Here is an 18,423-nt window from a genome sequence, read left to right as displayed (position 1 = left end):
TCGGCGTCCCTTCCCCCGCGGAGAAGGCTCCGCGCGCACGGGGCATCCACAGGGGACCCCGGGGGGATTCGCCACCGACCTGCGCCGTACGGTTGAACGCCCGCCGTCAGGCACATGAACACATGATGGAGAGCATCCGGATGTCGCTTGCCACCGCCGCGCCCGCGTCGCGGCACCGGCCTCGATGGTGGGCCGAGTTGCCGCTGATCGCGATCGTGTACGCGGCCTACTCGGTGGGCCGGCTGCTGGTCCGAAGCGATGTGTCGACCGCCGTCGACCACGGGCTGCGCATACTTCATCTGGAGAAGACGCTCTTCCTCAACGCCGAGCACCCGCTCAACCGCTTGATGACGGCCCATCCGATGATAGGCATACCCGCCGACTTCGTGTACGCCTCACTGCATTACGTGGTCACCCCGGCCGTCCTGGTCTGGATCTACCGGCGGCGCGCGGCCGCGTACCGCGCCGCCCGCACCTGGCTGATGACGTCCACGCTGCTCGGTCTGATCGGTTTCGCGCTGGTGCCGACCTGCCCGCCGCGGCTGCTCCACGCCACACACGGCTTCGTCGACACCATGGCCCAGTACAGCTCGTACGGCTGGTGGGGCGCCGAGGCGAGTGCGCCGCGCGGCATGGGCTGGATGACCAACCAGTACGCGGCGATGCCGAGCCTGCACGTCGGCTGGGCGCTGTGGTGCGGGATCCTGCTGTGGCGCCACGGCAGGCACCCGCTGCTCCGGGCCGCGGGTGTCGTGTACCCGATCCTCACCACGTTCGTCGTGATGGGCACGGCCAACCACTACTTCCTCGACGCGGTCGCGGGCGCCGCGGTGATGGGCGTCGGGGCGCTGCTCACCACGCCGCTGATGCGGCTCGTCGACCGGATCAGGGCAGCGGCAGGGGCCCGCACCGCTGCGGCCGTCCCGGTCACGAAGTCCCCTGTTGTCAGTGCCGGATGCAAGACTTCGGCGGGTGAGCGAATCCCCGGCCAGCGGACCTCCTCCGCAGACTCCATCGATGTCGCAGCATCGGCCGACGCAGCAGGCGACGACACTCCGGCAGCGGCTCGCTGAACTGCGCGGTCCCGCCGTCGCGCCGCATCCGCTCGATGCCCGCGCGCTGGCCGCCCTCGCCGCCAACCCCGGCTGCAAGCGGCGCGCCCTGCTGGACGGCGCCGGGGTGGACAAGGCCGCGCTGGCGGCCGCGCTCGGCTCTCCGGCCGCGTTCGGTCAGTCGCAGTTCGCTTTCATGCGGGGCAACGCGTTCGAGGCGAGAGTCAAGGCCGACGGCGGCACGGAGCTGATGCGCCTGCTGTACGAGCGGCTCGGCGGCGGCGGCGAGGCGCCGCGCGAGGTCCGGGTGCCGGATCTGGCGGCGGCGGGTCCCGAGGGCCGTGCGGCGCGTACGGCGCTGGCGCTGCGGGCGGCGACCGAGGCGGGTGGCTGGGCTCTGCTCGATCACCCGATGCTGGCCCTGGAGGTGGCGGGCTCGCCCGCCTATCTGGAGCCGGACGCGGTGGTGGTGCACCCCGACGGCCGGTGGACGGTCGTGGAGATCAAGTCGTTTCCGGTGATCGACAGTTCGGCGGACGCGGCGAAGGTCGGCGCGGCGGCCCGGCAGTCGGCGGTGTATGTGCTGGCGCTGGAGCGCATCGCGGCGGTCACGGCGGGGGCGGAGGTCGGCCACCGGGTGCTGCTGGTCTGTCCGAAGGACTTCTCCAACCTGCCGACGGCGTCGGTCGTCGACGTGCGCAAGCAGCGCGCGGTCACCCGCCGCCAGCTGACCCGGCTGACCCGGGTCGAGGACATCGCGGCCGCCCTGCCCGTAGGCACCACCTTCGACCCGGAGTGCTCCGCGCAGGAGCTGACGGCCGCGGTCGACGCGGTCACGGCGGCGTACGCACCGGAGTGCCTGGCCGCGTGCGAACTGGCCTTCCACTGCCGGGCGAAGGCGCGTGCGGCCGGTGCGGTGGAGGCGCTGGGGCGGAGCGTACGGGGTGAGCTCGGCGGTCTGACGACGGTGGGCGCGGTACTGGCCGCGGCGGCGGGCAAGGAGGGCGATCCGGCCGACCCCACGGTCGCCGCCCTGCGCCGCGCCGCGGCCCTGCGCGCGGAGGCGCTGGAGCACCGGGGCGCGCACCTGGAAGGAAGCCCGGCATGTCTCTGATCAGCACCCTGGCGCGGCTGGAGGCCGTGGAGAGCGGGCGGGCGCAGCCGATGGCCACCGTCCGGCACCGTCATCTCACCGGTGCGCCGCTCGTTCTCGTACCGCTGACCACCGCCGGTGAGGCGGGCGCCCCGCTCGGCGCCCTCGTCGGAACGGACCGGGACGCGCCCCGGCTGCTCGCCGTGGCCCAGCCGCGCGACCGCGACCTGCGGTTCGCTTTCCTCGCCGAGCTGGCCGAGGCGGTCCTGCCGCACATCGAGACGTACACGGACGTGGTGGAGCCCGCCGAGCGCAATGAGATCGATCCCGAGACCGGAAAGAAGGTCAAGGTCGAGGTCGAGTTGTGCACGGACGCGCCGCAGTTGATCGTGCCGAGCCGGGCGGGTCTCGACTTCGTACGGCTGCTGGGCCGGTCCATGCGGTTCCGGCGCACCGCCGAGGACGACCCGGACACCCCGTACCCGGCGCCGGCCAGGGTCCCGCTGTTGGGCCGCTGGCTCACGCATTACGGGGAGCGGGCCCGGGTGCCGGGTTCCTCGCTGCTCCTCGCCATGACCGATCTGCTGAACCGGCACTGGGCGACCGGACAGTCCACGCTGGAGGACCAACATCTGGGGGCGCTGCTCGCCTGGATCGACCCTGCGGTGGGCGAGTCCGGTGCGGAGGCCGCGCTCCGGGCCGAGTTGCAGCGGGACGCCGGTGGCCAGCTGCTCTGCCCGCCCGCCGGTCCGGCGACGGATCCGGCGTTCGACAACCGGCTGCTCGCGCCCGCGATCGATAAGTACGACCGGGCGCGCACGTCGCTCGCGGCGGCCGAGGACGGCCTCGCGGCCGACGCCCGGCTCGCCGAACTGACGGCCGCCGAGCGGGAGATCAGGTCACTGCTGGCCGGGGTGGCGCGGCCGACCTGGGACGCGGTGTGGCGGGGGCTCGACCTGATGCGGGAGCTGCCGGCCGGGTCCAGGACCGAGGACCGGTGGACCCGGGACCGGTGGTCGTTCACCGGCCACCGGGACCGGGTGCGGGCCGGGGAGCCGCCGCAGCCGCGCCGGGACGACGCGGTGACGGCGGCGGCAAAGCTGGCCTCGCGGGAGACGGCGCAGGCGCAGTTGGAGGCGCAGGAGGCACTGGACGACCCGCTGGTGCTCGCCGGGCGCCGGCTGGCCGGTGAGGCGTTCGTCGGGGAGGTGGCCGAGGTGGTGATGGCGTACAGCGAGTCGAAGCGGCCCTCGCCGCGTCCGCTGGTCACGGTCCGGACGGGCGAGCACCCTCATCTCGGTGAGCGCACGAAGGTGTACCGCACGCTGGACGGCAAGCCGCAGACCGCCGAGTTCGTGGCGTACGCCTCCGAGGATCTCCCGGACGCCGAGGAGCGGCTGCTGGTGCTGCGGATCACCGACCGGATGGGCCGGAGCAAGGAGCCGGCCCCGGGTTCGTTGCCGGAGCCGGGCGACCGGATCGTCTGGACCCTGTTCGAGCACGACCAGCGCAGCGGCCCGAAGCTGCCGGACCCGGAGGAGACGCCGTGGACGCACGGCGGCCCGCCGGGCGCCGCCGGACATTCCGAGAACCCCGACCCCGTGACCCCGGAGGACCTGTTGTGACGGCCGTATTCGATCCGGGCGCCGAGGCGGGGCGGGCCACCGCCCAGATCTTGGACGACACGCTGAACGGCACGGCCCGCGGCATCGTGGTGGACTCCCCGCCGGGTGCGGGAAAGTCGACGCTGGTGGTGCGCGCCGCGCTCGAACTCGCGTCAGCAGGCCGCCCGTTGATGGTGGTCGCGCAGACCAACGCCCAGGTCGACGACCTGGTGGTGCGGCTGGCCGAGAAGGACCCGGGGCTGCCGGTCGGGCGCTTGCACAGCAACGACGCGGACCCGTACGACAAGGTGCTGGACGGCCTGGCCAACGTACGGAAGTCGGCGAAGGCCGGGGATCTGGCCGGACTTGATGTCGTCATCTCGACGGCCGCCAAGTGGGCTCATGTGAAGAACGTCGAGCCGTGGGGGCACGCGATCGTCGACGAGGCGTACCAGATGCGCTCGGACGCGCTGCTGGCCGTCGCGGGGCTCTTCGAAAGGGCGCTGTTCGTCGGCGATCCGGGCCAGCTGGACCCGTTCTCCATCGTCGGCGCGGACCAGTGGGCGGGGCTGTCGTACGACCCGTCGGCAAGCGCGGTCTCGACGCTGCTGGCGCACAACCCCGAGCTGCCGCAGCGCCGGCTGCCGGTGTCGTGGCGGCTGCCCGCGTCGGCCGCGCGGCTGGTCTCGGACGCGTTCTACCCGTACACCCCGTTCCGCAGCGGTACGGATCACGGCGACCGGCGGCTGGCGTTCGGGGTCCCGTCGGACGGCTCCGCCCCGGACCGGGTGCTGGACGAGGCCGCGGAGTCCGGCTGGGGCCTGCTCGAACTCCCGGCCCGGCACACCCCGCGCACGGACCCGGAGGCGGTACGGGCGGTGGCCCTGGTGGTCCGCCGGCTGCTGGACCGGGGCGGCGCGGCGACGAGCGAGCGCTCCCCCGGCCCGGCCCCGGTGACGGCGGACCGGGTCGCGGTCGGCACGGCCCACCGGGACCAGGCGGCGGCGGTACGGGCGGCGCTCGCCGAGCTCGGTGTGACGGGTGTGGCGGTGGACACGGCGAACCGGCTCCAGGGCCGCGAGTTCGATGTGACGGTGGTCCTGCACCCGCTGTCCGGCCGCCCGGACGCCACGGCGTTCCATCTGGAGACGGGCCGGCTGTGCGTCCTGGCGTCCCGCCACCGTCACGCCTGCATCGTGGTCTGCCGTGCCGGCGTCGCGGACCTGCTGGACGAGCACCCGTCGACGGAACCGGTCCAGCTCGGCGTCACGGTCAAGTTTCCCGACGGGTGGGAGGCAATGATGTCCACATGGGATCACTGGTCCGAGCACCGGGTGGTCTGGCGCCCCTGACCGACGCCTCGGTGCCTGCCCAGCGGACGCCGGCTGCCGCGCCCCATCCGCCGGACGGAGTCCGGCATGCCGCCGGAGGCGGCCAATGGTTACAGCCCCGACGGGTGGGAGGCGAACCACGCGGTCCTCGCCCACCTCGCGGAACACCGCGTCCCATGGTGCCCGTAACACTGCCGGATCCCGGGCGATGGGCCGTCGGGGGCGTGCGCCGTGCCGGGCGGCGACCCGGTGCGCCCCCGCGCACCGCCCCCGAAGCCCACTTGCGGACGGTTGGACAATGGAGGGTGGCCGTCGGGCCCACCGAAGGAGGAACACCACATGGCACAACCCGAGCGGAAGGAGCAGCAGCGGCTGCGCCCCGCGCCCCTGCTCTTCGAGCCGACGGCGGCGGTCGCCGACCCCGAGCACTTCTTCGACCTGGAGTCGATGGACGACCCGGAGGAGCTGCTGGCCCGCGCCACCGAGCTGACGCTGGCCTTCCGCGCCGCGACCGACCGGGCGGTGGAGTACCAGGCGATCGCCGCCGCGCAGCTGGCCGATCCGCGCCGGTTCGACCGGCTCACCACGGCGGACATCGCGCAGCGTGCGGAGTGGACCGAGGACTACGCGAAGAAGATGGTCGAGTTCGGCTGGAGTCTGCTGGGCGGCGCGCGGCCGTGACGCCGGAGCGTCCGGCCCCTGGCCGCGTCCACGACCGACTCCGGATCCGGCGACGGGGCCTCAGGCTCCGGCACCGGCTCTCGCTCCGGATCTGACTCCGGGCCGCTGGCATATGCCCGCGCGCAAGATACTCCTCCCCATCCCACCCTGTCCGGGTTTCCGACAACTCTTGCAATCCACAGTGTCACTACCGGTAAACCGGTAGTCATGAGCGCATGGCTGCGAGACGAGACCACCCTGCATCCCGGCTCCGGCACCTGCGCCGGGCCCCGCGTCGGCACCCGCCGCGGTGCCGATGTTTTCGCGGTCCTGCGGGACCGAGCCGGTGACCAGACCGCTCAGGTCACCGCGGCCGGAGCGGCCTGGCTGGCCGGCGCCACCGCGTATCCGCGCTCCGCGCTCGCCCAGTGGCAGGCCCACCCCGGCTCCCCCGGCGTGCTGCCGTGCGGATCGGCGTTCGACGTGGTCAATGCGCCGGCACTCTTCGGGCGGCGGATGCTGGAGCACCTGTGGGCCGACGGCCCGGGTTCCGGCCCGGTCGCCACGCACCGCGGGCGGATGCTGCTGTTCGCCGCCCCCGGCACCGCCCAGCGGCTGCCGTCGCTGCTCGACTGGGAGGAGTGGGGCACCAGCCGCGAGCAGGCGGCGGAGCGCGGCCCCGAGGCGCTCCGGGAGAGTGAGGACCACGAGGGCAGGGTCCCGCCGCTGCTCTGCCACGGCACCGGTGACGCGGTGACCGTCCCGCCCCTGGCCTGCGACTCCTCGTCGTCAGGGCCCCGCTGGGTGGTCGCCCCCGACACCCGCACCCCTTGGCTGCCGGGCCCCGACGTACTGCTCTGGGCCTGTGTGCGCGTGACCCGCTCCGCGCCCACCGGGTCGGCTCGGATTTCGATTTTTCCTCCCGCCGATCAGGGTGCTAATGTCTACGACGTCAGCAGGCGCCGCTAGCTCAGTTGGTTAGAGCAGCTGACTCTTAATCAGCGGGTCCGGGGTTCGAGTCCCTGGCGGCGCACAGACGGAGGAAGCCTCTCGCGAAAGCGAGGGGCTTCTTCGTTTACCGTCGCGGCAGCGTTACGTGCCCGTGGCGATACGGACTGTCCACGCACCCGACGGCGTCCGGTCCGCGACCTCGATCCGGGTGTGCTCGCCGGGGACGGAGTACGTCTCGCCGACCCGCAGCGGGGCGTCCGCGAGCGGCGGGTAGACCGACCGGTCCCAGCAGGCGTCGGTATGGGGGTGGGTGTCGATGACCTGGATCGGCCCGCCGCCGGACGGTGTCTCGTTGCGGACCCGGTAGATCAGCACCCCCTCGCTGCACGTCGCCCGGTCGTTGCCGGTGGCACTGCGGGCCTCCAGCGCCACGGCACTGCCCTCACCGGTCCTGATCACCGCGAGCCGCGTGCCGATGGAAGCACCGTGCACCGGCACGGCGGCCATCGACTCCAGGGTGATGTCCTGGTTGTGCTGGATACACGTCACTTGCCTGCGGTCCAGCCAGCCCAGCTTCCACTTGTGCCAGCCGAAAAGGTCCGGCGCGAGTCCGAACTGGCTGCCCATCACGTCCCAGTCGCCGACGTACGTGTCCCAGTCGCCCTTGCCGTCCGACGGCCGGTGGTAGAGGTCCGGCAGGTCGAAGATGTGCCCGGTCTCGTGGGCCAGCACGTTCCGGTCCGGCGGATGCTGCTCGAAGACGGTGACGACACGCCTGATGTCCGTGCCGTCGGCGTGCAGCGGCTGGTCGAAGTTGACGACCTTGGTGGCGTCGGAGTCGACGCCGGGCGCGTCCGGGTCGGCGACCAGATAGACGATGCCGTACTTCGAGAAGTCGACCTGGTCGTCGGCCGCGGCGATCGCGTCGCGCAGATAGGAGCTGCGCCGCTTGTCGTCCCAGTCGCGCTTCATGCCGTACGACGTGGAGTTGTGGGGCATCTGGACCCACTGGTGCTGCGGGTGCGGGCGCAGGGTGAACTTCCCGTACGAGGCGCGCCGGAAGAACTGTGTGGTGGCGGGGAAGTAGTCGGCGGCGAGCTCGGCGGGGGTGGTGACGGGGCGGGCGTCGGGGAACGAGAGAAAGATCATGACCGCGTCGAGGGCGTGGTCGGGGCGCGGGTATGCGCCGTCCCACTCGTCCAGGCCGAGCGTGTGGTGCGCCCCCGTCCTGGGCAGGGCGCAGGGGCCGGCTTCACCCGTGGCCGCCACGGCCGGACCCGCAACGAGGGAGGTGGAGGCGAGCGCCAGGAAAGAGATCAGACCGGCCACCACACCACGCGGACTCGGTCTCTCCACTCCCCCGAGCCTGCGCTGAGGCGGCACATCGACCTCCGGGTGCGGGATGCGGATACACGCAATCCACCCTGTGCCGGTTCGGGGGCATTCGCCCTGTTGTGCTGCCCCACTCGGGTCAGCAGTCAGCCTCTCGGAGCCCTTTCACGGACAGTCACAAATGATCACTGCGGCAACGTGAAGGAGACCCAAGATCGACGTGAGGGAACAGAGCCGCGCAGAAATAATCAGTCATGGGCAAACCGGAAAGACGCGCGAATGACCCATGCGGGGTGCTCCCCGGGGTCGCAACGGCCGGGAAGCTGGAACGGGCCAGACAACAGCATCTATGCTTCACCACGCTTTCCTGCGTGGTTCCCGCCTCGGACAACGGCGCTCCGCGCGGCGGGCCAGTCCGACCACAACTGTTCAGGACAGAACTGCACGGCGGGAGCGAGCGGTGAGCGGAACCTCCGAAGGGCCGAGGCCCGCGGCAGGCACAGCGCCCCCCACCGTGCGACCGTGTGTCACGGAGCGTCACATGGAACCGGTCGGCCCGGGAGCCGTCGACTCCCGCCCGGCCGATTACCGGGCCGCCTTCCGCGGCGCCATGCTGCCGATGGCCGTCGTCGACCGCGAGGGCCTGGTCCTGTGCGCCAACGACGCTCTCGGCGGGCTGTTCGGCGCCGATGCCGCGGCGCTGACCGCCCAGTCCGCGTCCGATCTGCTCGACCTCTCCGCCGACGTCCGGACCTGGCATGCGTACCGCGAGGTGCTGCGCGGCCGGCGATCCCGGTTCCGCTGCACCCGCAGGCTCAAGCACCCCGACGGACGCTCGATGTGGGCCGAGATCACCGTCGTGCCGATGCCGGAGACCGGGGCAACAGGCGCGAAGACGGGCGCAGGGACAGAGCCGGAGACCGGGACGGGCACGGAGACCGGGGCGGGGATCGCTCCGGGCGCCTGCCCCGTGCTGCTCTCCGTCGCCGACATCAGCGACCGCCACGAGCTGCAGAAGCGGCTGCGCCACCTCCAGACGCACGACCCGGTGACCCGGCTGGCCAACCGGACACTGTTCTTCGAGCGGCTCTCCGCCGCCCTGGAGACTCCGCCGTACGAGGACGGCAGCCTCCCGCGGCACGGCCGGATCGGGCTCTGCTACCTCGACCTGGACGGCTTCAAGGCCGTCAACGACACGATGGGGCACCGGATCGGCGACCGGCTGCTCGCCGCCGTCGCCGCCCGGCTCACCGACTGCGCCGAACAGGAGAGCCTGCACCGCACCAGCAGCACACTCGTGGCGCGCCTCGGCGGCGACGAGTTCGCGATCCTGGTCGAGGAGTCCGCCGGGACGCAGCAACTCACCGATCTCGCCCGCGCGGTGCTCACCGCCCTCCAGAAGCCGTTCGACCTGGCCGGGACACGGCTGGCCGTGTCGGCGTCGATCGGGGTGGTGGAGCGGGGCGTCGCCGGGACCTCGGCCACCGCTCTGATGCAGGCCGCCGACACCACGCTGTACTGGGCGAAGGCGGACGGCAAGGCACGCTGGACCCTCTTCGACCCCGAGCGCAACGCGCACCGGATGACACGGCAGGCGCTCTCCTCCACGCTCCGGCCCGCCGTCGAGCGCGGCGAGTTCACCATCGAGTACCAGCCGCTTGTCGGGATGGCCGACGGAGTCGTACGAGGGGTGGAGGCTCTGGTCCGCTGGAACCACCCGCAGTTCGGCATGCTCTCACCGAATCGGTTCGTCGCGATCGCCGAGGAGGACGGCTCGATCGTCCAGCTCGGCCGCTGGGTGCTCCGGTCGGCCTGCCGTCAGGCCCGGCGCTGGCAGCTGGACCATCCGGCCGAGCAGCCGCTCTTCATCAGCGTCAATGTCGCCGTACGGCAGGTCTGGGACTCCGACCTGGTCACCGATGTCGCCGAGATCCTCGCCGAGACCGGCCTGGCCCCCGGACTGCTGCAGCTGGAACTGACCGAGTCAGCGGTGATGGGCTCGGCGGGCCGCCCGCTGGAGGCGCTCCGGACTCTCAGCGACATGGGCGTCCGGATCGCCATCGACGACTTCGGGACCGGCTACTCGAACCTCGCCTATCTGAGCCGGCTGCCGGTCTCCGTACTGAAGCTGGACGGCTCGTTCGTACGCGGCTTCCGGTACGAGGACGGGGCCCACCCCAGCCCGGCCGACGAGACGATCGTCGAGGCGATGGTGCAGCTGGCGCACCGGCTGGGGCTGACCGTCACCGCGGAGTGCGTGGAGACCGTGAACCAGGCGGAACGGCTCCGGCGGATCGGCTGCGACACGGGGCAGGGCTGGCTCTACTCCCGGGCGGTGGCCCCGGAGCGCATCGCAGAACTCATCGGGACGAGCCCCCTGGGGCTCTGAGAGAGCCGCGCCCCAGGGCAGAACGGTCGCACCGACCGGCCCGAGGGCCTCTCAGCCACGCAACCCGTACGCATCCGCGATCAGGTCGTAGCTGCGCAGCCGCGCCTCCCCGCCATGCGCATTCGCCGTGATCATCAGCTCGTCCGCCCCGGTCCGCTTGGCCAGGTCGTCCAGACCGCTGCGCACCTCGTCCGCCGTCCCGTGGATGACATTGCCCAGCCAGCTGTCGACGAACTCCCGCTCCATCGGACTGAAGGCATAGGCCTCCGCCTCCTCCGGCGTCGGGATCAGACCGGGGCGGCCGGTGCGCAGGCGGACCATCGACAGGGCACCGGTCAGGACCTGGCGGCGGGCCTCGCGCTCCTCATCGGCTGCCAGCGCCGAGACGCCGATCAGGGCGTACGGGGCGTCCAGCCCCGCGGACGGCTTGAACGAGTCCCGGTACAGGTCGAGCGCCGGAATCGTGTTCTGCGCCGAGAAGTGGTGGGCGAAGGCGAACGGCAGACCCAGGACCCCGGCCAGCCGGGCGCTGAAGCCGGAGGAGCCGAGCAGCCAGATCGGCGGGCGGCCCACGGGACCCTGCACCGGGCCCGGGACCGCATGGATCCGGGCGTACGGGTGGCCGTCCGGGAAGTCGTCGTCCAGGAACCGGGTCAGCTCGGCGAGCTGCTGCGGGAAGTCTTCGGCGCCCTCGCCCGGCCGGTCCGTGCGGCGCAGCGCGGCGGCGGTCGCACCGTCCGTGCCGGGGGCGCGCCCGAGGCCGAGGTCGATGCGGCCGGGGGCCATGGCCTCCAGCGTGCCGAACTGTTCGGCGATGACCAGCGGGGCGTGGTTGGGCAGCATGACCCCGCCGGAGCCGAGCCTGATCCGCTCGGTGCGGGCGGCGAGGTGGGCCAGGATCACGGCCGGGGACGAGGAGGCGACGCCGGGCATGGAGTGGTGTTCGGCGACCCAGAGGCGGTGGTAGCCGCGGCGCTCGGCGAGCTGGGCGATGTCCACGCTGGTACGCAGCGCCTGGGTCGCGGTGCGGCCCTGGCCGACGGTCACCAGGTCGAGCACCGACAGCGGCACGGGGGCCGTTCCCTCGGCCCTGCCCCGAATGCCGTCGCCGCGACTCTCGTCGCCTCGGTTCTCGTCGCCTCGGTTCTCGTCGCCTCGGTTCTCGTCGCCTCGGTTCTTGTCGCCTCGGTTCTTGTCCACGTGAAGGCCTCTCCGGTGATGCTCGTGCGTCCGGGGAAACCTAACAGGAGGTTGTCTCCGTTTATTCCCGGCCGGTCACTTCCCGACCGGCGCGGGCGGCGCCTCCCGGGTGGCGAACAGCGTGCCGAGCTGGGGCGCCCAGGTGCGGCGACGGGCCAGCCGCAGAGCCTCGTACACCGCCACCTGGTTCGCGGTGAGGACCGGTTTGGCGAGGAGTTCCTCCAGGTCACGGACGTGCGCGGCGGTGTGCACGGCGTTGTCCGGCAGCAGTACCGCCTCCGCGTCCGGCCGGTCCGCGGCAACCGCGAGCTCCTTCAGCCGGTCCAGCCCCCACCCCGCGGCCGCGGCCGCGGAGGTGACGCCGGCGCCGCGCACGGCGACCACCTCGACGCCCGCGGCGGCCAGGAAGTCGCCGAAGAGTCCGGCGATCTCCTCGGTGTACGGAGCGGCGACCGCGACACGCGCGGCGCCCAGCGCCCGTACCGCGTGGACGAAGGCGAGCGACGTACTCGATGCGGGCAGCCCCGCCGCCCTGGCCAGAGCGGTGCTCTGCTGATGGGCGCCCTCCCACCCGTACACGAGACTCCCGCCGGTGCTGGCCCAGACCACCGACTCGGCACCGGCGCGCCGCAACTCCTCGACCCCGGCGGCGAGGCGTTCGGGTGCGCCCCGCTGCCGCAGGATCTCGGTACGGCGGTCGTCCTCGCCCGGCTCCGTGCGGTTGACGACGAGCCTGATGGTGGTGTCGAGGATGACCTCCATGCGCGGGAAGTCGTCGTCCGCGAAATGGCCCGGATAGAGGAAACCGACGGTCGTCATATTCACCCTCCTGCACTGCTGGACCGCTGTTCTGCCGCTGCCCTCCCCACTGCCCAGTATTCCTCCGGCGCCCGCACCCCTGCCGACCTTGGCGTTGACGGGCGCGGGCCCGGGTGCGAGCGTGGTCAATCCGTACATCTCAGACGTTGACGAGGCGACCACTCCCTGATGTCAGAGCCCACCCTCCTCGTACTCGACGCCGCCCCGTCGCCGCGCCTCGGCCGGCTGACCGGCCGGGTCCGGATCCGCTACGTGGACGAGGCCGGCCTCGCCGGGGAGCTGCCGCACGCCGACGCCCTGCTGGTGTGGGACTTCACCTCCGACGCGGTACGCGCCGCCTGGCCCGGCGACGGACCGCGGCCCCGGTGGGTGCACACGGCCAGCGCGGGAGTGGACCGGCTGCTCTGCCCGGAGCTGGCCGGGTCCGACACCGTGCTGACCAACGCGCGGGGCATCTTCGAGCAGCCGATCGCCGAATACGTGCTGGGCCTGGTGCTCGCGTTCGCCAAGGACGTCCCCGGCACACTGGAGCTGCAGCGCCGGCGGCGCTGGCACCACCGCGAGTCGCAGCAGCTCGCGGGCGCCCGCGCGGTCGTCGTCGGGGCCGGGCCGATCGGCCGCGAGATCACCCGGCTGCTCAACGCACTGGGCGTCCAGGTGGCGCTCGTGGGGCGTACGGCGCGGCGCACCATCCATGGCGCCGAGGATCTGGACCGGCTGGCGGCGCTCGCCGACTGGGTGATCTGCGCGGCGCCCCTGACGGAACGGACGCGCGGGATGTTCGACGCGCGGTTTTTCGGGCTGATGCAGCCTTCGGCCCGCTTCATCAATGTGGGGCGAGGCCCGATGGTCGTCGAGGACGATCTCGCCGACGCGCTGCGCCGACGGTGGATCGCGGGCGCGGCGCTCGACGTCTTCCAGCACGAACCGCTCGCTCCGGGCAGTGGCCTGTGGGACGTACCGGGGCTGATCGTCTCGCCGCACATGAGCGGCGACACCGTGGGCTGGCGGGACCGGCTGGGCGAGCAGTTCGTGGAGATGTACGAACGGTGGGCGGCCGGGGAGCCGTTGCCGAACGTGGTCGACAAGCGGTGCGGATACGTTCCCTCCCCGGATGTCCCCGGCGCCCCGAACGGCGTTGACACGTCTGCGCATTGAGACACGGAGAGGTCACCTTCCGGACACCGTTCGGTCACACCGGGCCGCTTCCTGCATAGACGTACGGAATCGGGCAGGCGTTCCTCCTGTCCGAACTGTTCGTCCGTTCCAGGAGATTGCGAACCATGGCCGACTTCCCGAACCTGTCCCGCCGGGGCTTTCTCAGCCGCTCAACAGCCGTGGGCGGCCTGCTCGTCGTGCCCGGCGCGCTCGCGGCGTGCAGCAAGACCGCCTCCGGTGGCACGGACGGCGCGGGGGCGCTCGACAAGCTCCGCAAGCAGGGCTTCGTCCGGGTCGCATACGCCAACGAGGCCCCGTACGGCTACCTGGAGGGCAAGGAACTCAAGGGTGAGGCGCCCACCCTGCACCGGGAGATCTTCAAGGCGCTCGGGGTCGAGGAGCTGAAGCCCACCCTCTCCGAGTGGGACGGGCTGATACCCGGACTGCAGGCCGGAAAGTACGACGTGGTCAGCGCGGGCATGGCGATCACCCCCGAGCGCTGCGCCAACGCCCTTTTCTCCGAGCCGGAGTTCATCTCTCCGACCGCTCTGATGGTGAAGAAGGGCAACCCGAAGAAGGTCACGGACCTGGCGTCGGCGAAGGCCGCCGGTATCACCGTCGGTGTGATGTCGGGTGCGGTCGAGGGCTCGTACGCCGAGGGCGCGGGCATCTCGAAGGAGAAGATCAAGACGCTGCAGAAGCCGCAGGACGGCGCCGACGCGGTCAGGGGAGGCAGGATCGACGCCTTCCTGCTCACCGGAATCTCGCTGCGCTGGCTCGCGAAGACCAACCCGGGCACCGAGGTCACCGAGGCGTTCCTGCCGGAGCTCGACGGGAAGAAGCAGTACAGCCCCGGCGGCGCCGTCTTCCGCAAGGGCAACGAGGACCTGCGGGACTCCTTCAACCGCGAACTGAAGAAGATCGTGTCCGACAGCTCGCGCTATGTGGAGCTGCTCCAGGAGTACGGCTTCGGCGCCACCGAGCTCCCCCCGGCCACGCTGCGGACGGCGGATCTGTGCAAGGGCTGACGGTTCCGGCCGGGCTGGCCACGCCGACAGGGACGGGCAGCGCCGCATGAGCGACTTCTTCTCCGCCTTCTCCGACAATCTCCCCCAGCTCCGGTCGGGGCTGTGGGTCACCCTCCAGGCCACGGTGCTGGGCTCGCTGCTCGCCCTGCTCCTGTCGTTCGTCCTCGGGCTGATGGCCATCAGCAGGATGCTCACGGTGCGCGGTGTGTCCCGGGTGGTCGTGGAGTTCTTCCGCGGCACCTCGCTCTACATCCAGCTGTTCTGGCTGTACTACGCGATGCCGCCGCTGACCGGGTACGAGCTGACGCCGCTGCTCTGCGGCGTCGTCGCGTTCGGCCTCAACTACGGGGCGTACGGCTCCGAGGTGGTGCGCGGCGCCATCAACTCCGTACCGCGTGCCCAGCACGAAGCGGCCGTCGCACTGAACCTGACGCCGGTCCAGCGGATGCGGAAGGTGATCCTGCCGCAGGCCTGGGTGCAGATGATTCCGCCCTTCACCAATCTGCTGATCCAGCTGCTGAAGTGCACGCCGCTGCTGTGGCTGATCTCCGCGGCCGATCTGATGACTGTGATCCAGCAGCTGCGCGACCGTACCGGGGAGACCCTCACCGCGTATCTGACCCTGCTGGCGGTCTACTTCGTCCTCGCGTACGCGCTGACCCTGCTGATGAACCTGCTCGAGCGGACCGCCAAGCGGCGGCTCGGACTGCCGACCGGCGCGGGCTCCCTGCTGCGCACCCGCTCCGCGGTGGACGCCGTGGCGACGACCGCCGGAGGTGCCCGGTGAACGGCTTCGACTGGAACGCCGCGGGCGACGTCCTGCCCCTGGTCCTGCAAGGGTTCGAGGTCACGCTGCTGGCGACCGTGCTCGGCACGCTCGTCGCGGCCGTCCTCGGGCTGGCCGTCGCGGTCGCCGGGCGGGCGCCGAGCCGGTTCGTGACGGTGCCGGTGCGGGCCGTCATGGAGTTCGTCCGGTCCACCCCGCTGCTGGTCCAGCTGGTGGGCGCGGCAGCTTTTTTCACCTCGGTGGAGCCGCTGACCATCGGCATCGTGGTGCTGGGTATCCACTACGCCGCCTACACCTCCGAGGTGTACCGCGCCGGGATCGACGGTGTGCCGAAGGGCCAGTGGGAGGCCTGCCGGGCGCTCTCGCTGTCGCCGCGGCGGACCTGGCAGGCCGTGGTCCTGCCGCAGGCGGTACGCAAGGTGCTGCCCGCCCTCGGCAACTATGCGATCTCGATGTTCAAGGAGACCCCGTTCCTCGCCGTGATCACGGTGCAGGAAATGGTCTTCGAGGCCCGCAGGTACGGGGCCGCCCACTTCGCGTACACCGAGGCATTCACGCTCGCCGGACTGGTCTTCCTGGTCGCGAGCTACCCCACCTCACTGCTGATGAGAAAGCTGGAGAAGCGCCTTGGCCACTGAACCTCTCCCCCTGCAGAAGACGGCGGCCGCAGCGCCCCAGGACGCCGCGCCCTCCGCCGCGGGCACGGACGCCCTGGTCCGCTTCGACCACGTGGTCAAGCGGTACGGCGACCACGTCGTCCTCGACGAGCTGGACTTCTCGGTGCGGCGCGGCGAGCACGTCACGCTGATCGGGCCGAGCGGCTCGGGAAAGACCACGATCCTGCGGCTCCTGATGACGCTGGAAAAGGTGAGCGGCGGCGTGATCTGGGTGGACGGCGCGCCGTTGTCCCATGTCCGGACGCCGGACGGCGGCCTGAAGCCGGCGGGTGAGAAGCATCTGCGCGAGGCCCGGAAGAAGATCGGGATGGTCTTCCAGCAGTTCAATCTGTTTCCGAACATGAAGGTGCTGCAGAACATCACCGAGGCGCCGATCAGCGTGCTGGGCATGGACCGGGACGAGGCGGAGAGCCGCGCGCGCGAGCTGCTCGACCTGGTCGGGCTGGCCGGGAAGACCGACGCACACCCGTCCCAGCTCTCCGGCGGCCAGCAGCAGCGGGTGGCGATCGCCCGGGCGCTGGCGATGCGGCCGGAGATCCTGCTGCTGGACGAGGTGACGTCCGCGCTCGACCCGGAGCTGGTGGCGGGCGTGCTGGACCTGCTGTCCGACATCGCCCGGACCACCGACATCACCATGCTCTGCGTGACCCACGAGATGAATTTCGCCCGTGACGTCTCGGAGAAGGTGCTGATGTTCGACGCAGGGCGGGTGGTGGAGGCCGGTCCGCCGGAAAAAATCTTCACCGCTCCCGAACATGAACGTACGCGCGAGTTCCTCGACGCGGTGCTGTGACCTCGCCGTCCGTCGATCGTCGTTGACTCTGGCATATGCCAATCGAGCGCACCCCAGCTGACAGCGCCGTGGGGCACACCGAGAACTCATCAACAGGCCCCCACCAAAAGCCTCTTGGCGGCTATCGTGGTGCCAAAGCTTGCGGTCACAACCTGATAGGGGGAAACCGTGGCGTTGAAGCCCGAACCGACCGCACCGTTCCACTCGGTGCAGTACGCCCTTCGTGTTCTCGAAACGGTCTCCAAGCACGGCACCGGCGTGACGGACACCCAGATCTCCCGGGAGACGGGACTGCCGGCGGGGCATCTCGCCTCACTGCTGCTGACGCTGCGCCGCGAGGGCTACATCGAGCAGGTGTCCGACGGCACCTATGTGGTCGGCGCCTCACTCCTGCTGCTCGGCTCCGGGGCCGCCCGCAGGCAGGCACTGGAGAACAAGCTCCAGCAGACCCTGGACCAGCTGCGCGATTCGGTCGGCGCCGCGGTGTACATAAGCCGGTACGTCGACGGTGAGATCCGGGTCACGCAGTACGCCGACGGTCCGCGCACCCCCGCGGTCAACGAGTGGGTGGACTTCCGGTCCGCCGCGCACGCCAGCGCGATGGGCAAGTGCCTGCTGACCCAGCTCGACCAGAACGGCCGCCGCGACCATCTCTCGCGCCACAAGATCGCCCGGCTCACCTCGCGGACCATCACCAACGAGAAGGTCCTCTTCTCCAAGCTGGACAGCCAGCCGGCGACAGTCCCGGTGCTCGACCTCCAGGAGTACGCGGTGGGCACCGTCTGCGCGGCCGTGCCGCTCACGGCGGGCTCCTCGGCCGGCTGCCTGGCGCTGTCGCTGCCGATCGAGCACGCGCACCGGCTGCGCTCGGCGGCGGACACGCTGAACCGGCGGGCGGCTCCGGTTCTGCTGTCACTGGCCCTCTAGGAGCGCTGGTCGGCACGTGTCACCAGCACCCCTGAGGACCAGGTATTATTTTCGAGTCAGCAGGCGCCGCTAGCTCAGTTGGTTAGAGCAGCTGACTCTTAATCAGCGGGTCCGGGGTTCGAGTCCCTGGCGGCGCACAGACAACGCCCAGGGCGGTTCACGTACACACGTGGACCGCCCTGGGCGCTTTTCGCCGTCCGCCGCTCCGTACGCGCGTCGCACGTCGTCGAGAAAGCCGGAGGCCGAGAACCGGCGGCGCAGGGCGACCGCGGCGCCGCCCGCCGGCGCGGGGGCCCAGTCGGCGATCACTGCGTTGCCGTGGAACATCGGCATGCAGATGTAGTGGACGTCGCCGCGCCGCACCCCGAAGTGGTCGACCAGCGACTGCCCGGCCGCCGCCAGTCGCCCCTGGGTGCAGATCGCGGCCTTGGGCGCACCGGTCGACCCCGAGGTGAAGTAGAGCAGCATCCGGGTCCCGCGCCCGATCTCCCGGAGCACCGCCTCGCCCGGCTTCGCCGCCGGTGGTCGCCCCATTGGCGCTGTACGGGCTCCGCGACGGTGCCTGCGCTCCCCATGGCGTCGCACGGTAACTGACTACGCGCCAGAACCGAACAGGGGCACG

At 71.5% G+C, this 18,423-nt stretch carries 16 protein-coding genes, 2 tRNA genes and 1 pseudogene; 15 read left to right on the top strand and 4 right to left on the bottom strand.

Features of this window, described 5'->3' with window-relative positions:
* Nucleotides 1-140: 140 nt before the first annotated feature.
* From OH809_RS27580 to OH809_RS27550, 7 genes are all read left to right on the top strand, one after another.
* The gene (locus tag OH809_RS27580; protein WP_406419717.1) at nt 141-1,073 is read left to right on the top strand and encodes a phosphatase PAP2 family protein; all 933 of its coding nucleotides are present in this window, start codon (nt 141-143) and stop codon (nt 1,071-1,073) included.
* Nucleotides 973-2,166, top strand: a complete 1,194-nt coding sequence (locus OH809_RS27575) for a hypothetical protein (protein ID WP_406419719.1) — start codon at nt 973-975, stop codon at nt 2,164-2,166. Before OH809_RS27580 ends, OH809_RS27575 begins: the two co-directional genes overlap by 101 nt.
* Nucleotides 2,157-3,770 (top strand): hypothetical protein, encoded by a 1,614-nt coding sequence (locus OH809_RS27570; protein WP_406419721.1) that lies wholly within the window; start codon nt 2,157-2,159, stop codon nt 3,768-3,770. The genes OH809_RS27575 and OH809_RS27570 overlap by 10 nt, the downstream gene beginning before the upstream one ends.
* Nucleotides 3,767-5,101, top strand: coding sequence for an AAA domain-containing protein (locus tag OH809_RS27565; protein WP_406419723.1), 1,335 nt, complete (start codon nt 3,767-3,769; stop codon nt 5,099-5,101). Before OH809_RS27570 ends, OH809_RS27565 begins: the two co-directional genes overlap by 4 nt.
* Nucleotides 5,102-5,419: 318 nt before the next feature.
* Complete coding sequence (locus OH809_RS27560; RefSeq protein ID WP_406419725.1) at nt 5,420-5,761, top strand: hypothetical protein; 342 nt, start codon at nt 5,420-5,422, stop codon at nt 5,759-5,761.
* A 207-nt stretch (nt 5,762-5,968) separates the two neighbouring features.
* Nucleotides 5,969-6,709, top strand: coding sequence for a bifunctional DNA primase/polymerase (locus OH809_RS27555; RefSeq protein WP_406419727.1), 741 nt, complete (start codon nt 5,969-5,971; stop codon nt 6,707-6,709).
* Nucleotides 6,700-6,773 (top strand) — tRNA-Lys (locus OH809_RS27550). The genes OH809_RS27555 and OH809_RS27550 overlap by 10 nt, the downstream gene beginning before the upstream one ends.
* Nucleotides 6,774-6,832: 59 nt before the next feature.
* Here the strand turns inward: OH809_RS27550 and OH809_RS27545 are convergent.
* Nucleotides 6,833-8,047 carry a M6 family metalloprotease domain-containing protein gene (locus tag OH809_RS27545; RefSeq protein ID WP_406419729.1) on the bottom strand — a complete coding sequence of 405 codons (1,215 nt, stop codon included), beginning with the start codon at nt 8,045-8,047 and terminating at the stop codon, nt 6,833-6,835.
* Nucleotides 8,048-8,564: 517 nt separating this feature from the next.
* On the opposite strand from OH809_RS27545, the gene OH809_RS27540 reads away from it, so the two are divergent.
* On the top strand, nt 8,565-10,412 hold the full coding sequence (locus tag OH809_RS27540; RefSeq protein ID WP_406419731.1) for a putative bifunctional diguanylate cyclase/phosphodiesterase: 1,848 nt from the start codon (nt 8,565-8,567) through the stop codon (nt 10,410-10,412).
* A 51-nt stretch (nt 10,413-10,463) separates the two neighbouring features.
* Here the strand turns inward: OH809_RS27540 and OH809_RS27535 are convergent, their stop codons facing one another.
* A complete protein-coding gene (locus tag OH809_RS27535; protein ID WP_406424943.1) occupies nt 10,464-11,513 on the bottom strand; it encodes an LLM class flavin-dependent oxidoreductase in 1,050 nt (349 codons plus the stop codon).
* A 174-nt stretch (nt 11,514-11,687) separates the two neighbouring features.
* Nucleotides 11,688-12,431: a decarboxylase gene (locus OH809_RS27530; RefSeq protein WP_406419733.1), complete on the bottom strand. Its 744-nt coding sequence runs from the start codon at nt 12,429-12,431 to the stop codon at nt 11,688-11,690.
* Between the two features lie 168 nt (nt 12,432-12,599).
* Between OH809_RS27530 and OH809_RS27525 the strand changes: the two genes are divergently transcribed.
* From OH809_RS27525 to OH809_RS27495, 7 genes are all read left to right on the top strand, one after another.
* Nucleotides 12,600-13,589: a D-2-hydroxyacid dehydrogenase gene (locus OH809_RS27525; RefSeq protein ID WP_406419735.1), complete on the top strand. Its 990-nt coding sequence runs from the start codon at nt 12,600-12,602 to the stop codon at nt 13,587-13,589.
* Nucleotides 13,590-13,714: 125 nt separating this feature from the next.
* Nucleotides 13,715-14,617 (top strand): ectoine/hydroxyectoine ABC transporter substrate-binding protein EhuB, encoded by a 903-nt coding sequence (ehuB, locus tag OH809_RS27520; RefSeq protein WP_266985319.1) that lies wholly within the window; start codon nt 13,715-13,717, stop codon nt 14,615-14,617.
* A gap of 46 nt (nt 14,618-14,663) precedes the next feature.
* Nucleotides 14,664-15,404: an ectoine/hydroxyectoine ABC transporter permease subunit EhuC gene (gene ehuC / locus OH809_RS27515; protein ID WP_406419737.1), complete on the top strand. Its 741-nt coding sequence runs from the start codon at nt 14,664-14,666 to the stop codon at nt 15,402-15,404.
* Complete coding sequence (gene ehuD / locus OH809_RS27510; protein ID WP_406419739.1) at nt 15,401-16,042, top strand: ectoine/hydroxyectoine ABC transporter permease subunit EhuD; 642 nt, start codon at nt 15,401-15,403, stop codon at nt 16,040-16,042. The genes ehuC and ehuD overlap by 4 nt, the downstream gene beginning before the upstream one ends.
* Nucleotides 16,032-16,874, top strand: a complete 843-nt coding sequence (ehuA, locus tag OH809_RS27505; RefSeq protein WP_406419741.1) for an ectoine/hydroxyectoine ABC transporter ATP-binding protein EhuA — start codon at nt 16,032-16,034, stop codon at nt 16,872-16,874. Before ehuD ends, ehuA begins: the two co-directional genes overlap by 11 nt.
* A gap of 168 nt (nt 16,875-17,042) precedes the next feature.
* Complete coding sequence (locus OH809_RS27500; protein WP_406419743.1) at nt 17,043-17,801, top strand: IclR family transcriptional regulator; 759 nt, start codon at nt 17,043-17,045, stop codon at nt 17,799-17,801.
* A 63-nt stretch (nt 17,802-17,864) separates the two neighbouring features.
* Nucleotides 17,865-17,938: transfer RNA gene (locus OH809_RS27495), tRNA-Lys, on the top strand.
* 64 nt (nt 17,939-18,002) lie between these two features.
* Here the strand turns inward: OH809_RS27495 and OH809_RS27490 are convergent.
* Nucleotides 18,003-18,317: pseudogene (locus OH809_RS27490) on the bottom strand (AMP-binding protein); the annotation flags it as partial.
* Between the last annotated feature and the right edge of the window lie 106 nt (nt 18,318-18,423).

This window comes from Streptomyces sp. NBC_00873 (genome assembly GCF_045207415.1).
Taxonomy (GTDB): Bacteria; Actinomycetota; Actinomycetes; order Streptomycetales; family Streptomycetaceae; genus Streptomyces.
The sequence above is the reverse complement of the archived record's forward strand: the minus strand, read 5'-3'. Positions and strand labels throughout refer to the sequence as shown.

Excerpts from the sequence above, each read along its gene's own strand:
- OH809_RS27580 (WP_406419717.1), top strand. The coding sequence starts at position 141 with ATGTCGCTTGCCACCGCCGCGCCCGCGTCGCGGCACCGGCCTCGATGG.
- OH809_RS27570 (WP_406419721.1), top strand. The coding sequence starts at position 2,157 with ATGTCTCTGATCAGCACCCTGGCGCGGCTGGAGGCCGTGGAGAGCGGG.
- OH809_RS27560 (WP_406419725.1), top strand. The coding sequence starts at position 5,420 with ATGGCACAACCCGAGCGGAAGGAGCAGCAGCGGCTGCGCCCCGCGCCC.
- OH809_RS27555 (WP_406419727.1), top strand. The coding sequence starts at position 5,969 with ATGAGCGCATGGCTGCGAGACGAGACCACCCTGCATCCCGGCTCCGGC.
- OH809_RS27540 (WP_406419731.1), top strand. The coding sequence starts at position 8,565 with ATGGAACCGGTCGGCCCGGGAGCCGTCGACTCCCGCCCGGCCGATTAC.
- OH809_RS27530 (WP_406419733.1), bottom strand. The coding sequence starts at position 12,431 with ATGACGACCGTCGGTTTCCTCTATCCGGGCCATTTCGCGGACGACGAC.
- OH809_RS27525 (WP_406419735.1), top strand. The coding sequence starts at position 12,600 with ATGTCAGAGCCCACCCTCCTCGTACTCGACGCCGCCCCGTCGCCGCGC.
- ehuB (WP_266985319.1), top strand. The coding sequence starts at position 13,715 with ATGGCCGACTTCCCGAACCTGTCCCGCCGGGGCTTTCTCAGCCGCTCA.
- ehuC (WP_406419737.1), top strand. The coding sequence starts at position 14,664 with ATGAGCGACTTCTTCTCCGCCTTCTCCGACAATCTCCCCCAGCTCCGG.